Annotated in this window: 18 protein-coding genes; 4 read left to right on the top strand and 14 right to left on the bottom strand. The window is 41.1% G+C overall.

The window, feature by feature from the left end; genetic code table 11:
* Window positions 1-17: 17 nt before the first annotated feature.
* From ACM0OY_RS14395 to ACM0OY_RS14455, 13 genes are all read right to left on the bottom strand, one after another.
* On the bottom strand, window positions 18-1,181 hold the full coding sequence (locus ACM0OY_RS14395; protein WP_414569518.1) for a hypothetical protein: 1,164 nt from the start codon (window positions 1,179-1,181) through the stop codon (window positions 18-20).
* Window positions 1,178-2,002, bottom strand: coding sequence for a hypothetical protein (locus ACM0OY_RS14400; protein ID WP_414569519.1), 825 nt, complete (start codon window positions 2,000-2,002; stop codon window positions 1,178-1,180). The genes ACM0OY_RS14395 and ACM0OY_RS14400 overlap by 4 nt, the downstream gene beginning before the upstream one ends.
* Window positions 1,999-6,318: a hypothetical protein gene (locus tag ACM0OY_RS14405; protein WP_414569520.1), complete on the bottom strand. Its 4,320-nt coding sequence runs from the start codon at window positions 6,316-6,318 to the stop codon at window positions 1,999-2,001. Before ACM0OY_RS14405 ends, ACM0OY_RS14400 begins: the two co-directional genes overlap by 4 nt.
* A gap of 71 nt (window positions 6,319-6,389) precedes the next feature.
* On the bottom strand, window positions 6,390-6,884 hold the full coding sequence (locus ACM0OY_RS14410; RefSeq protein WP_414569521.1) for an STAS-like domain-containing protein: 495 nt from the start codon (window positions 6,882-6,884) through the stop codon (window positions 6,390-6,392).
* 137 nt (window positions 6,885-7,021) lie between these two features.
* Complete coding sequence (locus ACM0OY_RS14415) at window positions 7,022-7,864, bottom strand: ATP-binding protein (protein ID WP_414569522.1); 843 nt, start codon at window positions 7,862-7,864, stop codon at window positions 7,022-7,024.
* Window positions 7,865-7,867: 3 nt separating this feature from the next.
* Window positions 7,868-8,914, bottom strand: a complete 1,047-nt coding sequence (locus tag ACM0OY_RS14420; RefSeq protein ID WP_414569523.1) for a hypothetical protein — start codon at window positions 8,912-8,914, stop codon at window positions 7,868-7,870.
* An 8-nt stretch (window positions 8,915-8,922) separates the two neighbouring features.
* The gene (locus tag ACM0OY_RS14425) at window positions 8,923-10,146 is read right to left on the bottom strand and encodes a hypothetical protein (RefSeq protein ID WP_414569524.1); all 1,224 of its coding nucleotides are present in this window, start codon (window positions 10,144-10,146) and stop codon (window positions 8,923-8,925) included.
* Complete coding sequence (locus ACM0OY_RS14430; protein WP_414569525.1) at window positions 10,143-11,360, bottom strand: PDDEXK nuclease domain-containing protein; 1,218 nt, start codon at window positions 11,358-11,360, stop codon at window positions 10,143-10,145. Before ACM0OY_RS14430 ends, ACM0OY_RS14425 begins: the two co-directional genes overlap by 4 nt.
* A complete protein-coding gene (locus ACM0OY_RS14435) occupies window positions 11,360-11,575 on the bottom strand; it encodes a hypothetical protein (protein WP_414569526.1) in 216 nt (71 codons plus the stop codon). The genes ACM0OY_RS14430 and ACM0OY_RS14435 overlap by 1 nt, the downstream gene beginning before the upstream one ends.
* A 59-nt stretch (window positions 11,576-11,634) precedes the next feature.
* Window positions 11,635-13,191 (bottom strand): restriction endonuclease subunit S, encoded by a 1,557-nt coding sequence (locus ACM0OY_RS14440; protein WP_414569527.1) that lies wholly within the window; start codon window positions 13,189-13,191, stop codon window positions 11,635-11,637.
* Window positions 13,192-13,195: 4 nt separating this feature from the next.
* On the bottom strand, window positions 13,196-15,226 hold the full coding sequence (locus ACM0OY_RS14445; protein ID WP_414569528.1) for an HsdM family class I SAM-dependent methyltransferase: 2,031 nt from the start codon (window positions 15,224-15,226) through the stop codon (window positions 13,196-13,198).
* Window positions 15,227-15,244: 18 nt separating this feature from the next.
* The gene (locus ACM0OY_RS14450) at window positions 15,245-15,643 is read right to left on the bottom strand and encodes a hypothetical protein (protein WP_414569529.1); all 399 of its coding nucleotides are present in this window, start codon (window positions 15,641-15,643) and stop codon (window positions 15,245-15,247) included.
* 44 nt (window positions 15,644-15,687) lie between these two features.
* Window positions 15,688-17,073: a hypothetical protein gene (locus ACM0OY_RS14455; RefSeq protein ID WP_414569530.1), complete on the bottom strand. Its 1,386-nt coding sequence runs from the start codon at window positions 17,071-17,073 to the stop codon at window positions 15,688-15,690.
* A gap of 411 nt (window positions 17,074-17,484) precedes the next feature.
* On the opposite strand from ACM0OY_RS14455, the gene ACM0OY_RS14460 reads away from it, so the two are divergent.
* Window positions 17,485-17,841, top strand: a complete 357-nt coding sequence (locus tag ACM0OY_RS14460; RefSeq protein WP_414569531.1) for a hypothetical protein — start codon at window positions 17,485-17,487, stop codon at window positions 17,839-17,841.
* A 195-nt stretch (window positions 17,842-18,036) separates the two neighbouring features.
* Window positions 18,037-18,420 carry a hypothetical protein gene (locus ACM0OY_RS14465; protein ID WP_414569532.1) on the top strand — a complete coding sequence of 128 codons (384 nt, stop codon included), beginning with the start codon at window positions 18,037-18,039 and terminating at the stop codon, window positions 18,418-18,420.
* A 187-nt stretch (window positions 18,421-18,607) separates the two neighbouring features.
* Here ACM0OY_RS14465 and ruvC read toward each other — a convergent pair whose 3' ends face one another.
* Window positions 18,608-19,099, bottom strand: a complete 492-nt coding sequence (gene ruvC, locus ACM0OY_RS14470; protein WP_414569533.1) for a crossover junction endodeoxyribonuclease RuvC — start codon at window positions 19,097-19,099, stop codon at window positions 18,608-18,610.
* A gap of 179 nt (window positions 19,100-19,278) precedes the next feature.
* Between ruvC and ACM0OY_RS14475 the strand changes: the two genes are divergently transcribed.
* Together ACM0OY_RS14475 and tsaE are read left to right on the top strand one after the other, a co-directional pair.
* A complete protein-coding gene (locus tag ACM0OY_RS14475; RefSeq protein ID WP_414569534.1) occupies window positions 19,279-20,649 on the top strand; it encodes a gluconeogenesis factor YvcK family protein in 1,371 nt (456 codons plus the stop codon).
* A 54-nt stretch (window positions 20,650-20,703) separates the two neighbouring features.
* Window positions 20,704-21,222, top strand: a complete 519-nt coding sequence (tsaE, locus tag ACM0OY_RS14480; RefSeq protein ID WP_414569535.1) for a tRNA (adenosine(37)-N6)-threonylcarbamoyltransferase complex ATPase subunit type 1 TsaE — start codon at window positions 20,704-20,706, stop codon at window positions 21,220-21,222.
* The last annotated feature ends 360 nt before the right edge of the window (window positions 21,223-21,582 follow it).

Here is a 21,582-nt window from a genome sequence, read left to right on the forward strand (position 1 = left end):
GCCATTTATGCAGATAATTAAACAAAATCATCTAAATCTGATAGCCATAAATCCTCGACTTCACGCCGTCTAATTTCTGCTTGTAGGCTTTGACTATAATATTCGAGGAAATTATCTAAAGCGTTTTGTTCTCGTTCTGCCAACTGGATTGGTAAAGGAGCGGCTTGTGACCCACCAGTTAGTGTGAGTGCCATGATTTGAGAACAAATTATGTCCAGGTTTTTCTGGTTCCAGTGAGGTTCATCCCCAATTAACTGGAGTAATTGCGGAGTATTTGTTTGTGCAGCTTTGAAATGATAACCAAGCACTCCTAATGAAGTGACATCGCTGGGTTCCATGCGAGGTGTTTGTACACTCATGCGGAAAGCTGCGGTGCGCGTGTAACTGTTGAGAATGCCGTAAATAAAACGTCTTTCACCAATGCCTGCGATCGCTTCTTCCGATCCAATAATTTGATGAGTCAGATTTGCATCGACTCCCTCAGTATTCAAGATGTGTTTGCGCCCCTCGGCTGTGCGTAAGTCTTGCTGGGCAATATGAACTATGGCACCGTAACGCTCTGATGCTAAACCTACAACAGCAGTACCATTAGGATTCCAAGGCTGAAGTTTTTTGCGGTGCTTTGACCAGAAATTAGAAATTGCCTGAATTGCACTATCAAAAGCAGCGCGATAACTTGCGTAACTTTCTGCTTCTCGCAGAGGAACCATGCTCCGGTCTAGCACCAGTGGACAATCCAGCAAAATCAGGTCATAGGGATTTTGCGATCGCATTGCCCGATCTGCCATCTCGTAAGCTTGACGCACACCAATAAGCTGTAAGCGTTTTGACTGGTTTTCGTAATTGATATCATCCAGTTCGCAAGTGCTATCCTGACCAACTGTGGATATTACGTTGTCATCAACGGCTAAATCGACACGAACCGCAGCCGCAGCATAAAGAAAACCCCCTATAGTTTTTGTACTTGTGGCTTTAGTAGAAATTCCTGCTACGCGGACATTTAAGGGATTAGGGCGATCAACTGAACGCACTAAGCCTGCTTGGAAGAATAAGGGCGCGACACGTTCAATATCTCTAATTTGCTTTAAGATGCGACCAACTGTTCCTGGCAGGTTAATCTGTGATTGAATAGCCAGAGTTTGTACCAGCGATCGCCCCTGTGTGTTAAATGTTAGTGTCATCGGGCTAATGCCTCCAGTTCTTCTGCATAAGCTAAATAGGGACTTTGACGAATTACATCTATGCCGCTTTCTGTTAACTGAACTCCTCTCACTAATCCCTGAGATTGCAAGTCTGATAAATAGGTTTGGGCTGTATTTCTATCTAGAGAGAAAATCGTTGAACTTTGTAATGCTGTTAGTGCTGTTGCCGCATCAGCAAATTTTTGTGAGAGCAAGTGAAGCATTACTGTAAAGTGTTCTGGTTTTAGTTGAAATGCGGTTTCGTCTACAGTATGATTCTCAACAGGTTGACCAGCCAAACTGTGTATTTTCTCTAGCCATTTTTGTAGTTCCTGTTCTTTGTCTAGAACGGCTAAAGACCATATTGGTAGACAGGTTATAGCAAAAATTCCAGAGTGGGGATGCTTGCGATAGTAAGCAGTATTGATGCTCATGTCTTCCCAAGCGCCGCCAATTTCGCTGGCAATTTGTAATTGTCCTTGCAGTTCGTAATCTACTTCTGGAGCTAGTGCTTGAAGTAGTGGCATATCTTGTTGTGGTTTTACACCAGAAGACCGCCGTATTTCCCAGCTACAGGGAGTAGAACATTTCTTGGTTTCAAAGGGAGGAATTAACAATAGTGTCCTTCCTGGTTCCTGCGACCAGTTGTACCAGTCCTGTTGCTGTTGTTCAGCAGCTTCTTGAAAATCACTGCCAAAAATTAAGCACAAACCAGAAGATGGTAGTTGATGTTCAACAGGTTGAGCAGCAATCACATTTTGTAAAATACGTCGGCGGCGATGGGTTGCTAGAGTAGCGACTAACCAGAAGGCGGTGTTCATAATGTTTTTCCTCCCAGCCGATAGGTGCGAACGAGGAATCGTTGATTTACTAGATTTTTTTCTTCATCTGCTGTTAATTGGGGGTCACTTCCTGAATTTATGGCAGTGATAATTTCTTGCCAACGGTCAAAGGGAATGCCTGTAAGCGCAAGGATTTCTTCTGCTGTTTGTAAGCATTCTTGACGGCGTTGTTCTTTGAGTGCGATCGCTGCCTTTAAACTTCCTGTTGCTTCTAACTCTGTTAGAGTTAATGGATTAAACAAAGGTCTCCCTTGTATTTGTAGTAAAGCATTCACGCTCTGTTCTAGAGATTGCAGGCTGATGTCGTTTAACAGCTGCTTGTAATAACCTGTAATTGCGTTCTCTAAAGTGACAATTTGGCCTGAAAGAGCATCTAATCTGTTTCTTGCTTCTTTTGGCAGTTCTACAGCTGCATCCATTAATGGTTTGAAGTTACCCAGCTTTGCTGGTTTATCATAGGTGGAGTCATTCCGCAGACGTTCGGCTTTTTCTTCTTGTATGTCGAGCAAAGCGTCTTCAATCAGGTCAGGCTGCTCTGATAATTTGTTAATTGGTGGTAAATTTTGAGGATAATCGAAATCCCCAGGCACATCATCTAGTACAGTTTGCAATTTTTGCAGTCTATTTTTGACATCAACAAATCTGCTTTTTATTTGTTCATATCCTTGTTTAGTGCGACGGAATCCGCTCACAATTGAGCCGTCTATTTCTCTTAAAAGAGTTAATTTTTGCAAGCTAAGGTCAATACCTACTTCTCGTCCTAGCTGTGATAACTTTTCAGTAGCATCAGCAACTTTTAAATCCTTGAGATACTGTCCAAGGGTATCTACTTCTGTTAATTGTTGGCGACCTGTACTGCCTTGGGGAAGGCTCAAGTGCAATGCTCCATCTAAAATATCACGAACTTTTTCTAAAGTTAGAGTAAATAGAGATGTTGGAAAGTAAGGTATTGTGTGAACTTCTACCTTCATTTCTTCTTTAAGTGAATCAATGCGATCGCAAATTATTTCTGCAACATCATTTACCAATTTGGCGAAAATTTCAGCGCGGCGAATGCGTTCCCATAAGGGTTTTGAATCATCCTCAAAATTGAGGGTTTTAATGTTGTAATCCGATTGCAGGCTTTCGTACTCATCCCGCAAATAGACAGAACTAATATTTTGCAGCAATGATAGACGATGCTTTGCTGCTGTAATCAGAATATTTTGTTGATTTTCAAAATCTGTAACATGAGAGTATTGGTTAATCTCGGCTGCTTCTAATGCTGATAAAGACTTTTTAGCTTCTTCTATTTTTGCTTTAGCCTGTCTAGTTTTTGAACCAACACGGTAACTGTTTAAAGAAAAATATTCACTTACTTTCCCCTCCCCATACACTGATTCCATTTTCTGAACTATTTGTGGGTAGTCATTCTGTAACCAGTTTTCAGCTTCGTTAATCAGGTTGTCTAATTCACTACGAGTTTTCAGGCTATATTTTTTATCTTTACCGCCTGTAACATCTGGGTCAATTTTGGCAAACTCTAGTTCACAAGCTAAAGCCATCCAATCAATGAAAATATCTTTGGGTTTTGCACCTTCCCATAGATAACCCCAAAACCATTCTTGTTCTGCTGCTTCTAAAGTCCAGGAATCTCCTTTTAATAGACGGTTAATAATTTTTTTCACGAAAGGTGGAAATACTGCATTTGCGGCATCATCTAGCCTATCAAATAGCCAAGCACGCTCTTCTGGTTCATAGCCTTGTTTTTGGGCTTTAGGAGTAATTCCTAGTTTGCTCAAAACAGCTACTAATTTTTCTAAATCTATGCCACTGCTGCGATCCAAACGTACTACTTGAGGTGAATTTTGTTCTATCAGTAAATAACGCCAAGCCTTAAATAGTAATTCTTTCTCGTCATCTTTTAATTTACCGCTAGGACGCAACGGATAAGCAATCGCACCTTGCTCATGTAGTTTTCTCCGCCATTTGTGAATTTCTTGCATTAAAGGCCGGGATAAAGATAAAATCCGGTTATAAAATGCTGTGGTGAAACCTTGAATATCTATTTTGAATCCCATAGAAGCTGAGGTCGGGATTCCTATTTGATGCAATACAAATTCTTCGCTATCTGATAGCTGATACAGTAACAAGTATTGATGGGCATTTTTGAGAACATCTGTTGAGGGTTTAGCAAACAGATCCACCAAAGCACGGGAAGATGTAAAAGCTAAAACAGGAGTTCGCCCTTCCTGAATAAACTGTGTTGCTGCTTGGCTGCACAGTAGCTCTAGTTCTTCTTCATTGTTGACCCAAGCGAGAATCAGTCTACCTTGAGGATGCAGCTTGAGTGCATCGCAACTCATCAGCCCCCCATTTCTTCCGCTAGCAGTAGCAATTGCTATAACATCTTTTAGCCCTGAGCTAACGGGGTTGTAGTTCCAGTTCTCATCTAGAAGACGCATTACCCCTGTGAGAATTTGAATGGCTTTGTCAGAGCGAGATTGCGGCTCAAGCTGCTTTATTGCTTTTTCGTGAGCATTATTAAAGTCTGGATCTCTAAATATTAAAGAATTGCGGCTTTGTTTGCGGTAACGCAAATTCAGCCGTCCTAACATGGCAATACTAGGGCCAATATGTGTTGCTTGGGATTCTTCTAAATCTTGTTCCCCTATAAGATTTCGCCACAATGCGCGTGCTGCATCTTCAGCCGCAGCATGGGGATAAAGTAAGCTGACTAATTGAACAAAATCATTTCTTCGTAGAGGAATTAAAAGATTATATTTGCCCTGATTATTCTGGCTATTGCGGCTTTCGTGAATAGCGTAGGTGCTGAGGTTAGCCAACAACTGTCTCAGGTCAAGGGGCTGATCTACTCCGTTTAATTTCCAAGTGTTTAGCTCCCGAAAAAACTTGCCTTCTCTGAGAGCTTTAGTGCAATCGACTTCATCCCACTCTACCCGGCGATAGCGCAAGGCGATCGCTTCATCATACTCGTTCACCCCTGTTAACAGAGCATTCAGTTCTTCTGGTTGCCATTGTGTCAAAGGAACTGGTAATTGTTCGTAGAGTAACTTTTGGGCTGCTGGTAAATAAGCTTTATCTATTTTCAGTTCATTAATAGCGTTATGGTCTAGGATGTACTGGCTAATGCGGTTGGATTTTGTCACCGCATCATCAAAAAGTTCCGCAACACTTGGCGGATCTGCTTGATTATGAGAAGTTGGTTTGCTTTGTCCTGCTTTAATGCGAAGGCGGCGATCGCGTAGAATTTGATCTACGTTAGCCATAATCACGTTAAACCAGCCAAAGTTACCGCCACTCATAGCATAAGCAGCTTCAACTAAGCCGTCGGGATAAGTTTCACTTAAACGTCCTTGTTGTTTCAGTAGGTTGACAAAATCGCTCACATCTGCAAAAGCATTTTGTGCAAGTTCCACTATCTCAAAACGTCGCGCTGTAGATTGAATCTCTCGCAGTTCATCGCCAATAGCTGGAGAACATAAAGCTACGTATCGCAACCAAGGTAATTTACGCCGGGGGTCTTCTTCTTTAATGGCTTTCCCCATCAGTTTAATTGCCCGTCCGTCTAGGTGCTTAATATCTTCATCTTCTAAGCCGTAGGTAGCAGCTTCGGCGGCAGTTTCTAGTTCATCAAGGGCAATTAATAGATATTTGATTCCAAATTGGCTTAAGTAATCGTAAGCAGCTTGGCAGAGATTTGTCACTAAATACGGGTCTTCATACAAAGTTTCATCAGAGTAATTTTTATCAACTTCCAGTGCTGCTGCTAATTTACTTTCCTCAAATCCTTTAACAATTAAGCGGTCGTAGGCTTCTTTCGCAATACTGGCTTGAATTGAATTATCAAATGTACTTTTAGCTAAGGGTAAAAGGGCTTTATACAAACCGTAGCCAAACCAGTTGTCAACGTTATGATATTCATTAGCAATTTGGCTGTAGCGGATGTAAAGACCAAGGTATTGTTCGCGGTCTGCGTCATCATTAAAAAGTTTGGCGTTAATTAAAGACCCTGCTGGGTCGCGTACTACCCAACCAGGGGAAGTATCGTTAATTTGGCTGATGAGTTCGTAGGCGAGACGAGATTTACCTACACCCCATTGGGCGATGATGGCAAAAACATGAGCGAAGCGTTCATCTTCTTGGTCTATGAGATGGATAAAATGCTGGAATTTATAAAAGAAATCTCCTTGTCCAATAATGGGATGAGTTAAAGGATAGGAAGAAATACCAGTAGCAGCCCAGTGATAGGATGAAATTGTTTGATTATTATTTAATAATTCTAAATTTTCCATATTCTTAAATTCATTACCAATAGATTTTGTAATTAGTTGAGCTACTATTTTTTATGTTTAATTTATTGTTGTTATTCTCCAATATTAGTATTTTCATCTAGAATAAAATCAATGGTTTCTCTAATCTCAGGTGCAGCATTGATTATCTTTATTTTTTTATATGCTGCCATACCATATTGACGAATCGGAGTAGCTAATAAAGCATTCAAAAAGCTATGAGGGGCAGAAATAATATCATCAAAGTCTATTGTTAAAGACTTTCCCTCAGCAATTTCAGGCATAAGTTTTTCATCTCTAATACGAATTGCTGTCATCTTATCCTCAGCATATTTACCAAAATAATTACGTACATTGATATAAAAATTTGTCTTGGCTTCGATATTAGAAGCTTCGGAAAGCTCTTGTGTGGCTGCTGTACGAAACTCAGACATCATCCTTTGTAGATTGATATCCTGCGAAATACCTAGTTTAATAGTGACGTATACTAATGTACCTGGCCAGTATGATTCTATTTTTCTTCCCGTTACATCAGTTGGTGAAATATGTACAACCCAGGGCAAACGCATCTAAATTACTCTTGATCACAACGAAGGTTAAAAACCAACGAAAAAATCAGGATTTCGCGCTTGATTATTTTTTAAGCCCCAAAGCGATCGCCTAAAATTTTCGCAATAAGCAAGAGTTAATGACATTAATTTTAGTTCTATTGAGAATAGACTTTGCTTGTTGACATGATGCGGCCGCCCTGATGTACAACCCCATCACCAGAAACAATGTGCATATCAGCATGAAGTTTACGAATAATATTACTTGAAATATATAAGCCAATACCAGCATTATTTTTTGCTTGATATGGGTTATTTTTAAGAAAAGTACCGGAAACTTGGGGCTTCAAAGCTTTTTTAATAGCTGATACATTATCATCAATTTCAGGATAAACTTGTCGAAGATGTTTTTTAATACCAATTCCAAGATCAGCTATAATAAAAGATATTTCATCTTTCTCTCTATACCAAGAAAACTGTATTATTGATGGAATTTTAGGGTTGTGTCCATGTTCTAAAGTATTGTAGAGTAATTCCGATATAACATAACGTAGAGTTTTTTCATATTCAACGTCAAATCCATCTGTATAGCTCTCAGCCTTTTCTAAAGCTGTTCTAAAATCCAAGCTATTTCTAATTGCAAAAAGCGGCTTTGAGTTGTGACTAATAAAATTTTCTTTAGGCGATTCAGAAACATAAAATAACCCATTTGCTCCCATCATTCGCCACATTTTTGATGCACCTTTACTATGCCATTTATCTACATTGTCATAATGAAATCTTACCTGGCATCCATTATTCCTTAAGTACCATACGTAAAGTACAAATAAGGATAAAGCTTGATAGTTAGCTCTTAAACATTGGCTAAAATCTATTACAACTTCTTGATTTTTTAAGTTCCAGTCAAATATGGATAGAACTCTATTAAAGTCATATGCACCATGATAGGTAAATGCCAAAGTATAAGGAAGTTTAATTAAAAATTGTTCGGGTCTATTCATAGTTTAGTTTTTAGGTTTAAAAGCTTGAAATAAAGTGTCAAATTCTGGGTGAATACTCCAGTTAACTAATTTGCGTTGTCTGTCGCCAAATAATCCTCTGCCATGTCTTGCTTGCCCTGGTTCGGCGGCGTGTAGTTCAATTGCGCCTTTTGTCAAAGCTGCACTCAGCAACTCATCCATCCATTTTTCAAAGCTACTGCCAGTTTCTAAAGCTGAGGCGATCGCAGTTTTTTCAGCCAGTGATCGCATAACGGGTTCGATGGGCGAAAATCCGCGAATATCGGCGTAGGTGCTGGTAGCAGACTGAAGTTGAGTGCTGGGAGAGTTAGCTAATGGTGATAAAATAGCTAGTTCTGATTGATGTAATAAATATGACGGTAAATTTAATTGCCCATTTCGTAGCCAATCGATACTATCGAGCAGATATAATGGTGCTTTTAATGATATTAGAGATAATTGCTTTTGGGTAAATTTAATATTTATATTGTAGCTATTATTGCTTTTGTCGTTAGTATTTTTGCTTCTGTTGTTTTGTAGTAGAGGGCTAGAAGCTGAACTCAGCCAAGCACCAAGGCAAGCGTTTTCTATATCTTTTGTCCAGTTTGGGGATGTTGAATTTACCTGAATGGGTTTCTGCCAATGAATCAGTTGCCAATCGCCTAAAGTCAGGTGCAGCAGTAGAACACGTAACCAAACACTCCATTTCAATAAATGCACGGCTAGGGCTTCGAGGGTTTTTTGGGTGTCGTTGTCGCGCCAGAGGTTGAGGAGTAATTGCGCTTCATCAGCTAATTTCCAGTTTTTACTGGCGGGGATTTGTTCTAAAAAGCCCACACCAAGGATTTTCGCGGGTTTACTTGTACTGTCCAGCCCAAAAAGTCCGGGAGTGCTACGGCGGGAAACTGTATTAGTAAGATGCTGTTCCCAGGTTGACCAGTAACCGGAAAATGTGGTTTTTTCTGACTTTGCCAGAATAGCTAATGCCCGTAACCAAGCTTCTGGGTCGCGGGGTTCTGACCAAAAGGAGGGAGGCGCAAGTAGGATTGACATTTTCTTGCTCATGTGGTGCTGACCTCCAACAGCGCAGTATTGCCAGTAGTGGCAAGTTTTTCTTTTACCCAGCGATCGCAGGTATTGCGAATCGCAGAGGTGATATGATTACTCAGGCGAATAAAAGATTTACTGCCTAATACGCGATAGCAGCTATCAGAAAATTCGGGGTGAATGACGTAACCAGAACGTTGTCTACTTGTACCAGTTTGGAAACGCCAAACTTTCTGATGCAATAAGTTGTTGATTAAAGGTGCAAGTTGGTTATCAAGTTCTGTTGTGGATAAGTTGGGTGTAAGTATGTCAACTCCTAACTGATTTAAGACCAGTAGTAGTAGTTCAGCGAGGCTACCGCAAATCACCTCTTCGCCAAGCGGGGTAGTAATGACGACTAGCACTTGCGTAGGCTCGTAAAATTGGGATAGTTGGCTAGATTCAAGTTCTAGAGATAATTTGCCAGAGATGCGTTCTGCTGCCCAGGCTTCTTGTGTAAAAACAATCTGTGCTAAAAGAAACAACCAAGGGCGGAAAAGTACCCAGCGCATAATAGCTTGGTCTGGGGTGTCCTGGTGATTGATTTCCGCAGGGGTTAATTCTCCGCACTCACCAAATAATACCGAGGAATTTGTAGCTAGTAATTTAGGGCTTTCCGCAGTGGGTAAACGCAGCAACCGTCCCCGCACCCAATTAATCGCAGGGTTGAGGAAGTCGATATCTGGGAGAGAATTTGCAGGTGTTCCCTGTTTTCCTTCTACTAAGGAGGCGGTAGCACCGAAGACGCGCTGCAATTTCGGTGTAGCTTGGGCTTGTTCGGCTGGGACTTCAAAAATGATGCGTTCTATTTCGCTGTACTTGGTAGCGGTGAGGGCTGCTTGGGGCAATAATTTCAGTAATGTTTCAGCAGCTTGTCCTAAGGTTGTGATAGCTTCGCAAAGTCCTTGAGTATCCCGTCTTGTACCTAGTTCTTGCAATCGGGCGGCGATAATTTTACCCCAGGCTTGGCGGATTTCTGGTTCGCAACTGAGGAGTGCGGCGACTGTTTCCGATAGGCTGGGTAAGGTTTGCAATAATTGAACAGTGGTGGGGGTGGCGACAGCGCGGTTAGTATTGGCGGATGTTGTCCACAGTCCCAGAGTTTCACCTGTTTTTAGGGGGCTAATGTCTGCGGCGGGAACTTCGCCTGTTGTCAGAAGTTGTTCGAGAGAACGGATGATGGTTGGGGAAACAATCATTTTTCCCTCTCAGTATCGAAATCAAATTTTTGTTCTAATCTGTCCTGTTCTTCTTTTAGCCACTTTTTGAGAGTTTCTTCTGAGGGGAGTGCAACTAAGTAGCGAGACACAAATAATTGATTATCTAATCCCGCAGTGGCATAATGAACAGCTTCGGCATCTTTTTCGGCACACAGGAGAATCCCGACAGGAGGGTTTTCATGAGGATAGGTGACATTCTCTTTTAAATAGTTGAGGTAGAAGTTCATCTGTCCAGCGTAATCGTGACGGAACTTCCCTAGCTTTAAGTCAATGGCAATCAGGCATCGTAAAGCACGATGGTAGAATAAGAGGTCAATAAAATAATGTTCTGCGTCTACTGTGATGCGATACTGGCGGTCAACAAAGCAAAAATCCCGGCCCAGTTCGTGCATAAAGTCTTGCAAATGGTCAATTAAAGCCTGTTCTAACTCAGATTCCGAGTAGGTATTTCGTTCTTCTAGTCCCAAAAATTCTAAAACGTAGGGGTCGCGCAACACATTTTTAGGACTATCAAGGATTTGTCCCTGATTAGCAAGAGCAAGCACAGCATCTTTATCTTTAGATAGACCTACCCTTTCATAAAGCATACTGTTCATTTGACGCTTAAGTTCTCTGATTGACCAGTTACCTTTTATACATTCAAGTTCATAAAAAGCACGTTTAGTAGTATCTTCAATCCGAGTTAATTCCAGCATATGAGACCAAGACAGGGAGGTAAACAAACGTTGGTAGTAGCCGTTGTCTTGCCATGACAGCGAAGGTTGCTGTTGCTCGCGTGCTTCCAGTGCTGGGAATAGATTTTGTGGTATCGTTTTAAATTCGGCAGACACTGTCTGCCGAATTGGGAGATTGCTTACTGGTAAACTGATTAGGGGAAGAAAAGCAGATAAATTTTCATTCTTAGCCAAGCCTGGATAAGTTAAGGCAAATTGTCGAAAATTTTTTAAATTTCGGTCTGATAGTCCTTCAATACTGCGATGTTTTAAATCATCGGCTAGTTTTTTTATTAGTTGTGTACCATATGCGGCTCGGTCTACCCCATTTTGTTCATACTCAACAATATAAGCACCGATAAACCAGTTGCGAATTGTTTGAATTTGGTTTATTGCTCTTACAACTGCTGTTTGCGCTGTATTATTAATATGGCTAATATCGTTGATTAGTTCTTCGTAGTTCATTAATCCGTAGTTCATTAAAGTTTTTTAGGAATAACTGCATATTCGCTGGCATTTGTGGGAGATTCGCTGACAATTCCGGCTAAGTTAAGCAGTTTAGACAAGTTTTTGCTGGTCAGTTTTTCTTCTAGTGCTTCTTGGATGAGGCTATCTAAGGTTTGTTTGGGATTATCTTGTAAGTATTCCTCTAGTTGTTGGGCTAGGGTATCAGGTAGGTTGATTGTGCATTTCATAGATTTGGGGAATGGAGAACGGGTGATTTTTCTGTGATTCTCTGTTTTGAATTTAGAATTTATTCGCCTTGTTCATCAGCTTTTAATTGGTCAATTGTTTGATAGAGAAGGTCTAAGTCGGGAAATAAGGGGGGTTCGTCTTTGATGTCGTAGCCTTTGCGGGTGAGGCGTGAGAGGATGGCTTTGTCTGGTTCTCTGTCGCCTTTTTGTAGTGCTTCTTGGGCGATTTTGAGTTCTTCTTCAGTCAGTTTGCCTTCGATGAGGGCTTCAACTAGGAGTTTTGCGGCGGTGGTAAATTTTTCACTAAAACTCTTCGTCGCAAGTCTATTCTGTCTCAAACTAACTATTTTTTCTTGGAAATCTTTAGGCGGTACAACTATCAGGTTATTTCCTGTTTCCTCTAGATTCATATTTAGTTGAACCGCGCCATTAGCCATGCGCTGACTTTGAATTTTACCTACTTCCGTATTTAAAAATTCAGCTAAAAAGTGAGGCAAGATTTCATTGTTACAGTCAATTGTAACTACTGCTGCATTGAGATTAACTTCTTTGTATTCATCTGATTCAAAAACAGCAGCCCTACCTATTGTCCCTCGTACTGAAAGTAAGACACTATTTTGTTTGACAGTGTGGCTTGCTAATTCTTTATGTTTTTTGGGAGTAATATAAACGCAATCTGTTAAATCACACTCTCCATCAATTAAATTAATTGCACGAATTACAGGAACACCTATATTGACATAATCACTTGTTGAAACACCCCAACCTCCTGGGCCATCTTTGATCCGAAGGGAAATGTTAGCAAGTCGTTTATAGGGCCACTGACTACCCCGTATTTCTGCATCAGCCCACAGTCCTAAAGGTGTATAAAACTCATACTCTAATCTGTTCGCTGTCAAAACATCCGAATTAATACGATGGTGTTTGCTAGGGCGAGGCTTTGGATTGCTATAAAAACATTCCTGCATCTTATCTTGAATGTCTGCTGCTAATATTCGCGATCGGTCTCTCAACCTCTCCGCCAACCTCACCTTATCCCCTATGTATGTTTGAGCATGAATTATAGGTGTTGGGATAGGAATCTCTCGTAAATCTTCTAAATTAATACCAGCTTGAACTGCACCTGATACATAACGATTCAGTTGCCTATAGCCAATGGAACTAATGAGATAGCTCAAAAGAAAATAAAAATCAAATTTTTTCGTTGTATTAGGTCTGAAGCGAGCAATATGTTGATTTATATTTAGTCTTACTGAAGAAAGCTTCGGAATAATGGCTGCACGTCCAACATAACCTCCAATGGCAATTAAAATATCTCCTTCACAGCACTCTGAACGTTGATATTCCAAAAACTGCTCTTCAGCAATTCCTTCACAAGAGTCAATATCCAAAAATGGATCTTCAAAATTTTGAATCCTTACTAGTTTAAAGTTAGATTCAACAAACCGTGGTTTTAAAACGCCATATGAAATTTTAGTATCACGATAACGCAAATCATCTAAACGAGTTGTTTTAAATTTATTAATTTCTGCAACATCTTTTAGATTTTGTGGGTGGTAAAATTGTGGATCAATCCGATTTCGCAAGTCTATCCAAGAAGCTCTAGAAATTTGCATAAAATTATTCTCCCCTCACATAAGCTCCTTGAATTTTTGCCAAATCATTTGGCACACCAGCACTGTAATCTTCAACGTTATTCTTAACTAAATACCCCAAAGTATCTGCCACCCCCATAAACACATCAGGCTGTGGTTCATCCTGAAAACGCTGTGGGTCTTCTTCTCTTGCTTGACGTTTTTGCAGATATAAAATGCTAGTTTTTGCACCAGTTCCCGACAACTTAAACGTATCCGATGGCAAACTAATTACCGCCTTAACTATTGCCTTCCCACCATGAAATTGACCCGTTGCCTCATCTTTTGTACCCATTATGTACTCACGCACATATTTATCCCCAGAGTTACAAAGCACCCCATCAGGCAATACAATTAATAACCTTCCTCCCGGCTTCAGCAATTGTAAACAACGGTCAATAAATAAAACTGCTGGGTCAATACTGGCAGAAACAGGCTTCCATATACCCTTACTATCCGGCTTTCCACCCATCGCCAACCCAGACACAGAAGGCTCATAAGTATAAGTTCCCGCTTTCTTGGGATTCTCTACCAAATCAGAGCGAAACTGTTGTAAAATCTTTTTCCTCGCTTCCTCATAGCTTTTTTTAGCCTTATCCTGACCTTTGCTAAACTTCGGCGTACCAAAAGGCGGGTTAGTACAAATCAAGTCATAACTACAGGGTTTAAGTTGATCAGTGATTAACGAGTCATAGGTACGAAAAATTTTTGCTTTTGGCGCACCCAACAACGCCATATTTACCCGCGCCAACGTTACCATATCTTGGGAATTGTCCGCACCAATAAAACTGTACTGGCACATATCCTGAAACAGCTTGTCACGGCGCACATCTTCAGAAGTTTCCTTCCCCAATATTTCTAGTAACGCCCGTTCTAAATAGCCCATCGCCACTGCACCAAACCCATAACTTCCACAAGCAGGGTCACAAAAGCGAAAAAGTGGCTTCCAATCTTCATCCCGCGCTGTTAGCAGTTCCGGCGTTTCTTCCTTAATATCGTGAAAAGCAATAGCCAACATCGCCTGTTTTACAGGTGCAGGAGTCAAATATACCCCCATCCCCTCCGGTTTAAACTTAGCCCGCAAAAACACATCTAACAACCGCCCCAGCACATCCGCCGCAATATTTGCCAATGTACCTTGCGTTTTCACCACCTGATCGTAATTATTAGTAACAGCCCCCAAATTTTGAATTAAATCTAATAAGGTTTCGTAGTTGCGGGGTTGTCCTAGTCGGAGGTGAGTTTGTTCATCAAAAATTGCGTGATGCTCGCCGTTATCATCTGTCACCACATAGTCAGCGTGAGATTTAAAGTAGTCAAAAGCCGCCTGAATTTGTGCTACTGCTTTTTTACCGTGTTGTTTGACGTAAGCAACGTTAAAAATTTGATTTAAATTCAGCGTTTGGTTGTCGTGCTGAAATTCTAAATTAGAACCTTCATGATGCAAGCGGAAAGATTCTAAAAACAGGATTTTTGTAACTTCCCGGATAATGTCATTAGAACTAGAAACGTTATCCCGGACGTTTTGATAAACCTGTTCATGAAATTCATCAAACCCCCGCATCAAACGGTCATACATCTTCATTGACCACCGATAAGTCGGGTCAGCCTTGATGCGTTTGTATTCGTTAATTTCTGTGAGTGTCGGGAGACGGTCAATTTCGTAAGCCGGAAAGCTTAATTCAAAGAATGTTTTATGTTCCCCATCACTAACCACACCAAACTGGGGAAACTCATCTTCTCTAGTATCAGCAGGCGGTAAGGTATAGGATTTTTGTTGAACGTATTCTGCATTTGCCTTATCCCAGTGTCCCGGTGCTAATGCTAATAGGAAAATACGGGGTGTTTCTACTCCCTGATACTGTCCCCAAACAATAGCTGCGGCTTCCTCATCCGCCGAACTCGTCAGCGTAATTAACTTATCAAAACCATCATTATTATATTGTTGGCACAGAGTCGTTAATATCTCTTGCACACCCGAAGATTCTTGTTTTGCTTCCGTTTTTGTCTTTGCCATATCCCTAATTTTGGTCAATTAACCTTTGTAACGAATGAGTCCAGGCCCGAAAACTTCCAACACAGGAGTTTCTTTTGCCAAAGCTTTGATTTGCGCCTCTGTAGTAGTAAACTTTCCTGGTAACTTGCGGCGAATTTCCGCAGCCGATATTGGTTTACCAGTATTAGAATTGACTACTTGAATAATCGCTTCCACCAGTTCTTCTTTCTCAGTCCGTTGACCTAACCTCACCAGTGGTAAATCCTCCGATACCGTGTCAACTTCCACACCATCCATACAGGCAAGAAAAAGGTGAACCTGTGTTTCTGACCAATTGCTACCAGAATTTTTAGCCAGTTCACATACTTTAGTTAGCGGTAAATTTTCGCGCTTTAATGCAGTGGTAATTTCTTCGTAAATCGCTGGTGTCATACCCATTTAAAACCCTGTGTAATTAAGTAAATGTCCCATTCCTCATTTCCTCATTTATGAACTTCCTCAAACAAAGTCTGTGCATCATTCCAAATAACTTGCCATCGTTCGTTTAACTCTCGCTGTCGCTGGTGATGGCGACGTAATAATTTTTCCCATCGCTGGCGCAGTTCTAAAGGTACATTGGGAACTGTCAAGCGTGGAATATTTGCAGGATAAGTAAACTGTTGCACAGTTCCTATTGCCATTCCTTTTAATTGAGTGCGAATAGCAGTAGTATTTAACACTAGTGCCCAAGCGCCTGGTGTTTCTCTAAACCGTAACCGTTCCAAATGGTCAGTCACGTAAATTTTGGTAGACGGTGCTTCATCAATAAAAGCCACGCGCGGGTGACTCACTAAAGTTGATAGCAATACTTCCCCAGGAGTCAGAGGTTCGCGAAAAACACGATAAAACATATGCGATAGTCGCTCACTTTCTGTTTCCTCTGGTTGCGAAAAACTTAAATCTGTTCCAATATCGCTCAACCGCAAATAATATCCCCGTTGCGGAACATCACCATGTAGGCGACTTCTCGGAATTTCATCTGCTGAAAGCAGTTTTGCTAAAGAAACCCATCCCAATTGATGTTTTAACTGGTGCAGTCGATGGGAAAGCTGGACATGAGTAGGTAATAAAGAATCATCAATTGACTCACCCGGAAAAAACCGCCCAGTTGATAATGAATCACTAGAAACTGCCTCGGACTCATCTAATTGTTTGTGTTCCTCAGCCATATAAGCTTCAACTTCACCCAGCAAGCGCACTAGCGACTCGTGATTATCCAAAATCTCATCGTTCCAATCCCAGACATTCCCCTGAAGCACACTTGCCTCCTCTACTGTCGGTAGAGGGATATGCATATTAGACAGCACCCTTAAACTGACACGAGGTAAAATAGCTGACCCTTGCCGTTGAACAAGATAAGCCTCATAAGGTTTTTGGTTCAGACAAAATGCTACCCAGACACCAAAAGGAGATTGAACACCCCTAATCAGGATGCAGTTGGCATCGACTGGGTGACGAGGTAGGCGAAAAGTTACCACCGCAGCCCGCACAGGCGGAATTTTATTCAGCACCACATCCCCAGGTTGAACACACCATTCCTCCTCCATTGTTGGTTTTTCCCAGTGTTCAGGATCAAGGCGAAATTTCATACAATCCAAGTTTGCCTGACGGTAAATAGGCGTTTCCTCAATCCTGCGATCGTAAGTATTAGTCCAAGATTGAGTACTCACCCGCCAACCTTCAAGACAGTTGCCAATTTCGCCAATTGCCTTACGGGAAATACCTCCACTAAAAATCTGCTGAGCTGATGAGCAGTATAAACCAGCACTCCAACAATCTTCTTGATGCAGAATTCCCGGTGTAATTCGAGTATGGGCTGGTGCTTTCAATTTCCTTGCCTCCACTACAGCAAATTGGCTCTTGAATTTGCCTCAAGCCAACAAATTTATCCTCCAACTGACAAGGTTAAGGTGCTGTGGAGGAATCCCATCTTAATAAATTATTCGTGCCAAACTATACCTAATTTCCGATCAATGCTAATATAGCATCTCAAGCCCAGAAAATCAAATTTAAAATTTTGTGAGTACACATGGATAAAATTCTGGGTATGCTATTCTAAAAAAACAGTCAGCAATCACCCGTGAGTCAGATAAGCGACAAATACTTGATAAGTACTGGCTACTGATTAGTAGCAATTTTTTTCATGTAGATTTGATCGTTACTGAGTAGCTGCCATAACCAAACCTTCCCAATGAATAGCCTTTCAATCGCATCTCCAAAATTTGAAAGAGAAAAATCCAATGTCAATTAAATTACCTTATCTTCGAGTAACCGATATTGGGGGGTACATCCGCTACCATTTGTGCGATCGTAGATTCAAGCTCAAACACAATAACTACGAACTTGCCAAAGAATTACCTTTTTCGGAGTTAATCTTCAGTAGCTCTCTAGATCCAGCACTGCAACTACCAGGTCGGCTTAGAGAAAATGGTTGGGAAGAATCATTGCAAGATGAGTGTTATACACACCTGACTTTGACGGCTCAGAAAACCGGGCAGAATAGTAACACATCTTGGGGTACGTTTATTCAAATATTACAAAATCTCTCCCCTGGCCAAATAGCTTACGGGCGGGAGATTTTTTTACAGGAGAGTTAGGAGTTTTTTCAGTTAGTGGGCAAAGTGCCTTTCATATTCTTATGGGCGTTTAAAAGGAAACGCTCATAAATTCATCTATTGCTACAAAAGAAGAGTTGATGTTGGCTCATCAACTCTCCCGACAATTTGATTTTTCATTTCCTACGTCAACAGGAAAAATATCAATCTAATTTTTTGTAACTCCAGGAGGAGTCCATGTCTATTCTAAACGGGGGTAATGGCCAAAAGCCACAACCTCCTAACTCTGTCCACTTGCTAGCTAAAGTGTTCTTGATTGGCATTACACTTGGTTCGGGTTTAGGTTATGGTTTTAAACAGGCAACAGATTCAATACCGCCTTCCAAGTCTAATAGCACCGACACTATAAGTGAAAAGCAAAACCTTGGGCTTGCCGAATATATTAGGCTTGAACCTGGTATGACCCTAACAGAAGTTGAGTCTATTCTTGGCCGAGGTGTTGAGGTAGAAAGGTCTGAGATAACTATGACGTATATTTGGAGAAATGCTAATAGTTCTGGCATTACCGTTCTTTTCAAAAACAAAAAACTTGAGAAAAAAAATCAATTTAATTTAAAATAAATTCATTATCTGAAGGCATTTCAGATAAATTAATAGCGAATTTTAGGTAAGTTAGAATGAAGCTGGCATTGTAGCCAGCTTTGTTTAGCTGAGGTGCTAAAGAAAGATGTGCCAGTTAGTTTCCAACTTTATTCTCTAGTTTCCAAGTTTATTATTCAGTTTCCAACTTTATTCTCGTTTTACACAATTAAATTTGATAACACGCTGTCAACGCCACTGCCAAAGCATCCGCAGCATCATCTGGCTTGGGAATATCATCTAAATCCAACTCCCGCGCCACGGCTTCTTGTACTTCAGACTTATCGGCATTGCCATACCCTGTTAAGGCTTGTTTAATTTGAGCAGGAGTAAATTCCACATAGGGAAGTCGGCGCTGTCCCAACACTAACATAACTACACCCCGCGCCTGTGCAACCAGGATAGTACTTGACATACGATAGAAGAATAGTTTCTCGATCGCCACTAAATCTGGTTGAAATTCCTCAATTACGGTGTGTAAATCATCAAACAAGGTGCATAGGCGCTGTGCCATTTCAACATCTGCTGATGTTTTGATTACCCCAAAATCCAGCATATTTACTGTAGTCTCTTGCATCTTGTTGGGAATTTGTGTACAGGTAATTGCCCCAAATCCTAAAATTGCCAGTCCTGGATCTAATCCTAAAATTCGTTTTTCCATTAAATTCACTCTTACCAAGCCAAGGTATTGTTTAACTGGGAACACTGGCAATGTTGACGACTTGCTTGTTAGCGTAATGGGATTGAAAAATATAATAGTTTCACGCCTCGTGTTTGAAACCAAGTGGTGTAGATTTTCTGTTAATTATTAGTTTGTAGCACTGCTGTGAATCATCAGGTATGTCAATTGGTTTTCTCAGACAAGCCCTCAACGCCCTGCGAAAGCAGTCGCCCTCTCGTACTTCCTATCGCGTTAACCAGTGGTTCAAATGGTTATCCCCTGGCCTATCGATTAAACGTTGGTTGTTAATCAGTGTTGGAGGTGTACTGCTAGCAATTTTGGGGTTAGCTATTTGGATTAAGCTGACCCCAATTTTTTGGATGTTCGAGTTGGTTAGGAGTTTCCTGGGAGTAATCACCGAGATCTTACCCAACTATATTAGCGGCCCTTTGGTGCTGCTTGGCGGCTTGCTGTTACTGCTTTGGGGGCAGACTCGCACCGTCGGATCGATTACTAAGGTATTAAGATCAAATGATGAAGAGGAACTCATTGATGTTCTGTTGGCGCATCGTAGATTGTACCGAGGACCGAAAATAGTAGTGATTGGCGGTGGTACGGGGCTTTCTACGTTATTAAGGGGATTAAAAACTTACAGCGCTAATATTACTGCCATTGTAACCGTAGCCGATGATGGTGGCTCTTCTGGGCGATTGCGCCAGGAATTTGGCGTACTACCACCAGGAGATATTCGCAATTGTTTAGCAGCCCTAGCAGATGAAGAAAAGTTATTAACAGAATTATTTCAATACCGCTTTCGTGCTGGAGATGGGTTAACAGGTCATAGTTTTGGCAATTTATTTTTAACAGCTATGAGTGATATTACTGGAGATTTGGAACGTGCAGTTGCAGCTAGTTCCAAAGTGCTAGCGGTGCGGGGACAAGTACTACCAGCAACTCTCAGTGATGTTCGCCTCTGGGCAGAATTAGCCGATGGTCGCCGCATTGAAGGAGAGTCTAACATTCCCAAAGCTGCCGGAAAAATTGTCAAAATTGGCTGTATTCCAGCTAATCCCCCAGCGATACCAGCAGCTATCAAGGCACTTAAAGAAGCAGATTACATTATTATTGGCCCAGGTAGCCTTTATACTAGCCTGATTCCTAATTTATTAGTACCAGAAATTGCCGATGCGATCGCCAAAGCAAAGGTTCCCCGTATCTATATCTGCAATATAATGACTCAACCAGGAGAAACTGAAGGATATACTGTTGCCGATCACATCCGAGCGATTGATGCCGCTTGTCAGCAAATACAGCTATTTGATGCTGTACTAGTACACAAAAAATCCCCCTCCGAGCAATCACTCATTCGCTACGCCCAACAAAATTCTCATCCAGTTTTCCTAGATAGAGAAGCCGTAATTGAGCTAGGACGGCGAATTGTCCCAGCTAATGTTTTATATGAAGATGAAATAGGTATTATACGTCACAATCCGCAGAAACTAGCACGAGTGTTATTGCGGTGGTACGGTAGAGCTAATCATGGAAAATAGTCATTAGTTATTCCCTCCATCTCCTTGTCCTCTTTTCATGCCCAATGCCTAATTATGAAAATTTTTCTTGCAGATACAGAGGCAACATTACGTTTAGGTATTACTCTCGGTGAATCCCTACTCCCTGGCAGTGTAATTTTACTAGAAGGTGATTTGGGCACAGGCAAAACTACCCTAGTTCAAGGCATTGGCAAGGGTTTGGGAATTACTGAACCGATTGTCAGTCCCACTTTCACTTTGATTAATGAGTACACCGAAGGACGCCTTCCCCTTTACCACCTAGATTTATATCGCCTAGAACCGCAAGAAGTTCTAAGCCTGAATTTAGAAAGTTACTGGGAAGGTGTTGAGGTGACACCAGGAATTGTGGCTATTGAATGGGCAGAACGAATGCCATACAAGCCAAATAGTTATCTGAGTATAAGTTTGACACACGGATACGAAGGCGATGTCTACGACGGGCTACGCCTACGTCAGGCAGAAATCACACCTTTCGGTTGTGCCATTGACAAAACTATTGCTGCCATTTACAGCAGAATTCAAAAGTCAGAGGTCAGAATTCAGTATGAATAGGAGTTATGCACTCCTTCTATCTACCACTACCACGCTCACCACTGTAAATCACTAACATTGTTATCTCAACCAAAAATAAAAGAGAGAATTGGTCAACAGCAGATATACGGTTCAGTTAAAGCTAAAAACGCGAGACACCAGCAGGTTGAATTACAATACACTTCGGTTAATCTTTTGAATCCGAATAGTATTGAACCTACAGTGATTGTTGCCTGAACAGTATTGAGAAATTTAAAATTAATGTTTACTAGCTTTATGGCTAAAAAATCAGTTAAAAACCTAGTTTTGACGGTTTATGATTCAAGCAAATGTTAACTGTTGTTGGGTTAAAATGAGAGGTTTGACAGAATTTAATTAGTT

This window comes from Nostoc sp. CCY 9925, from assembly GCF_963920935.1.
In the GTDB taxonomy this organism is placed as follows: Bacteria; Cyanobacteriota; Cyanobacteriia; order Cyanobacteriales; family Nostocaceae; genus Nostoc.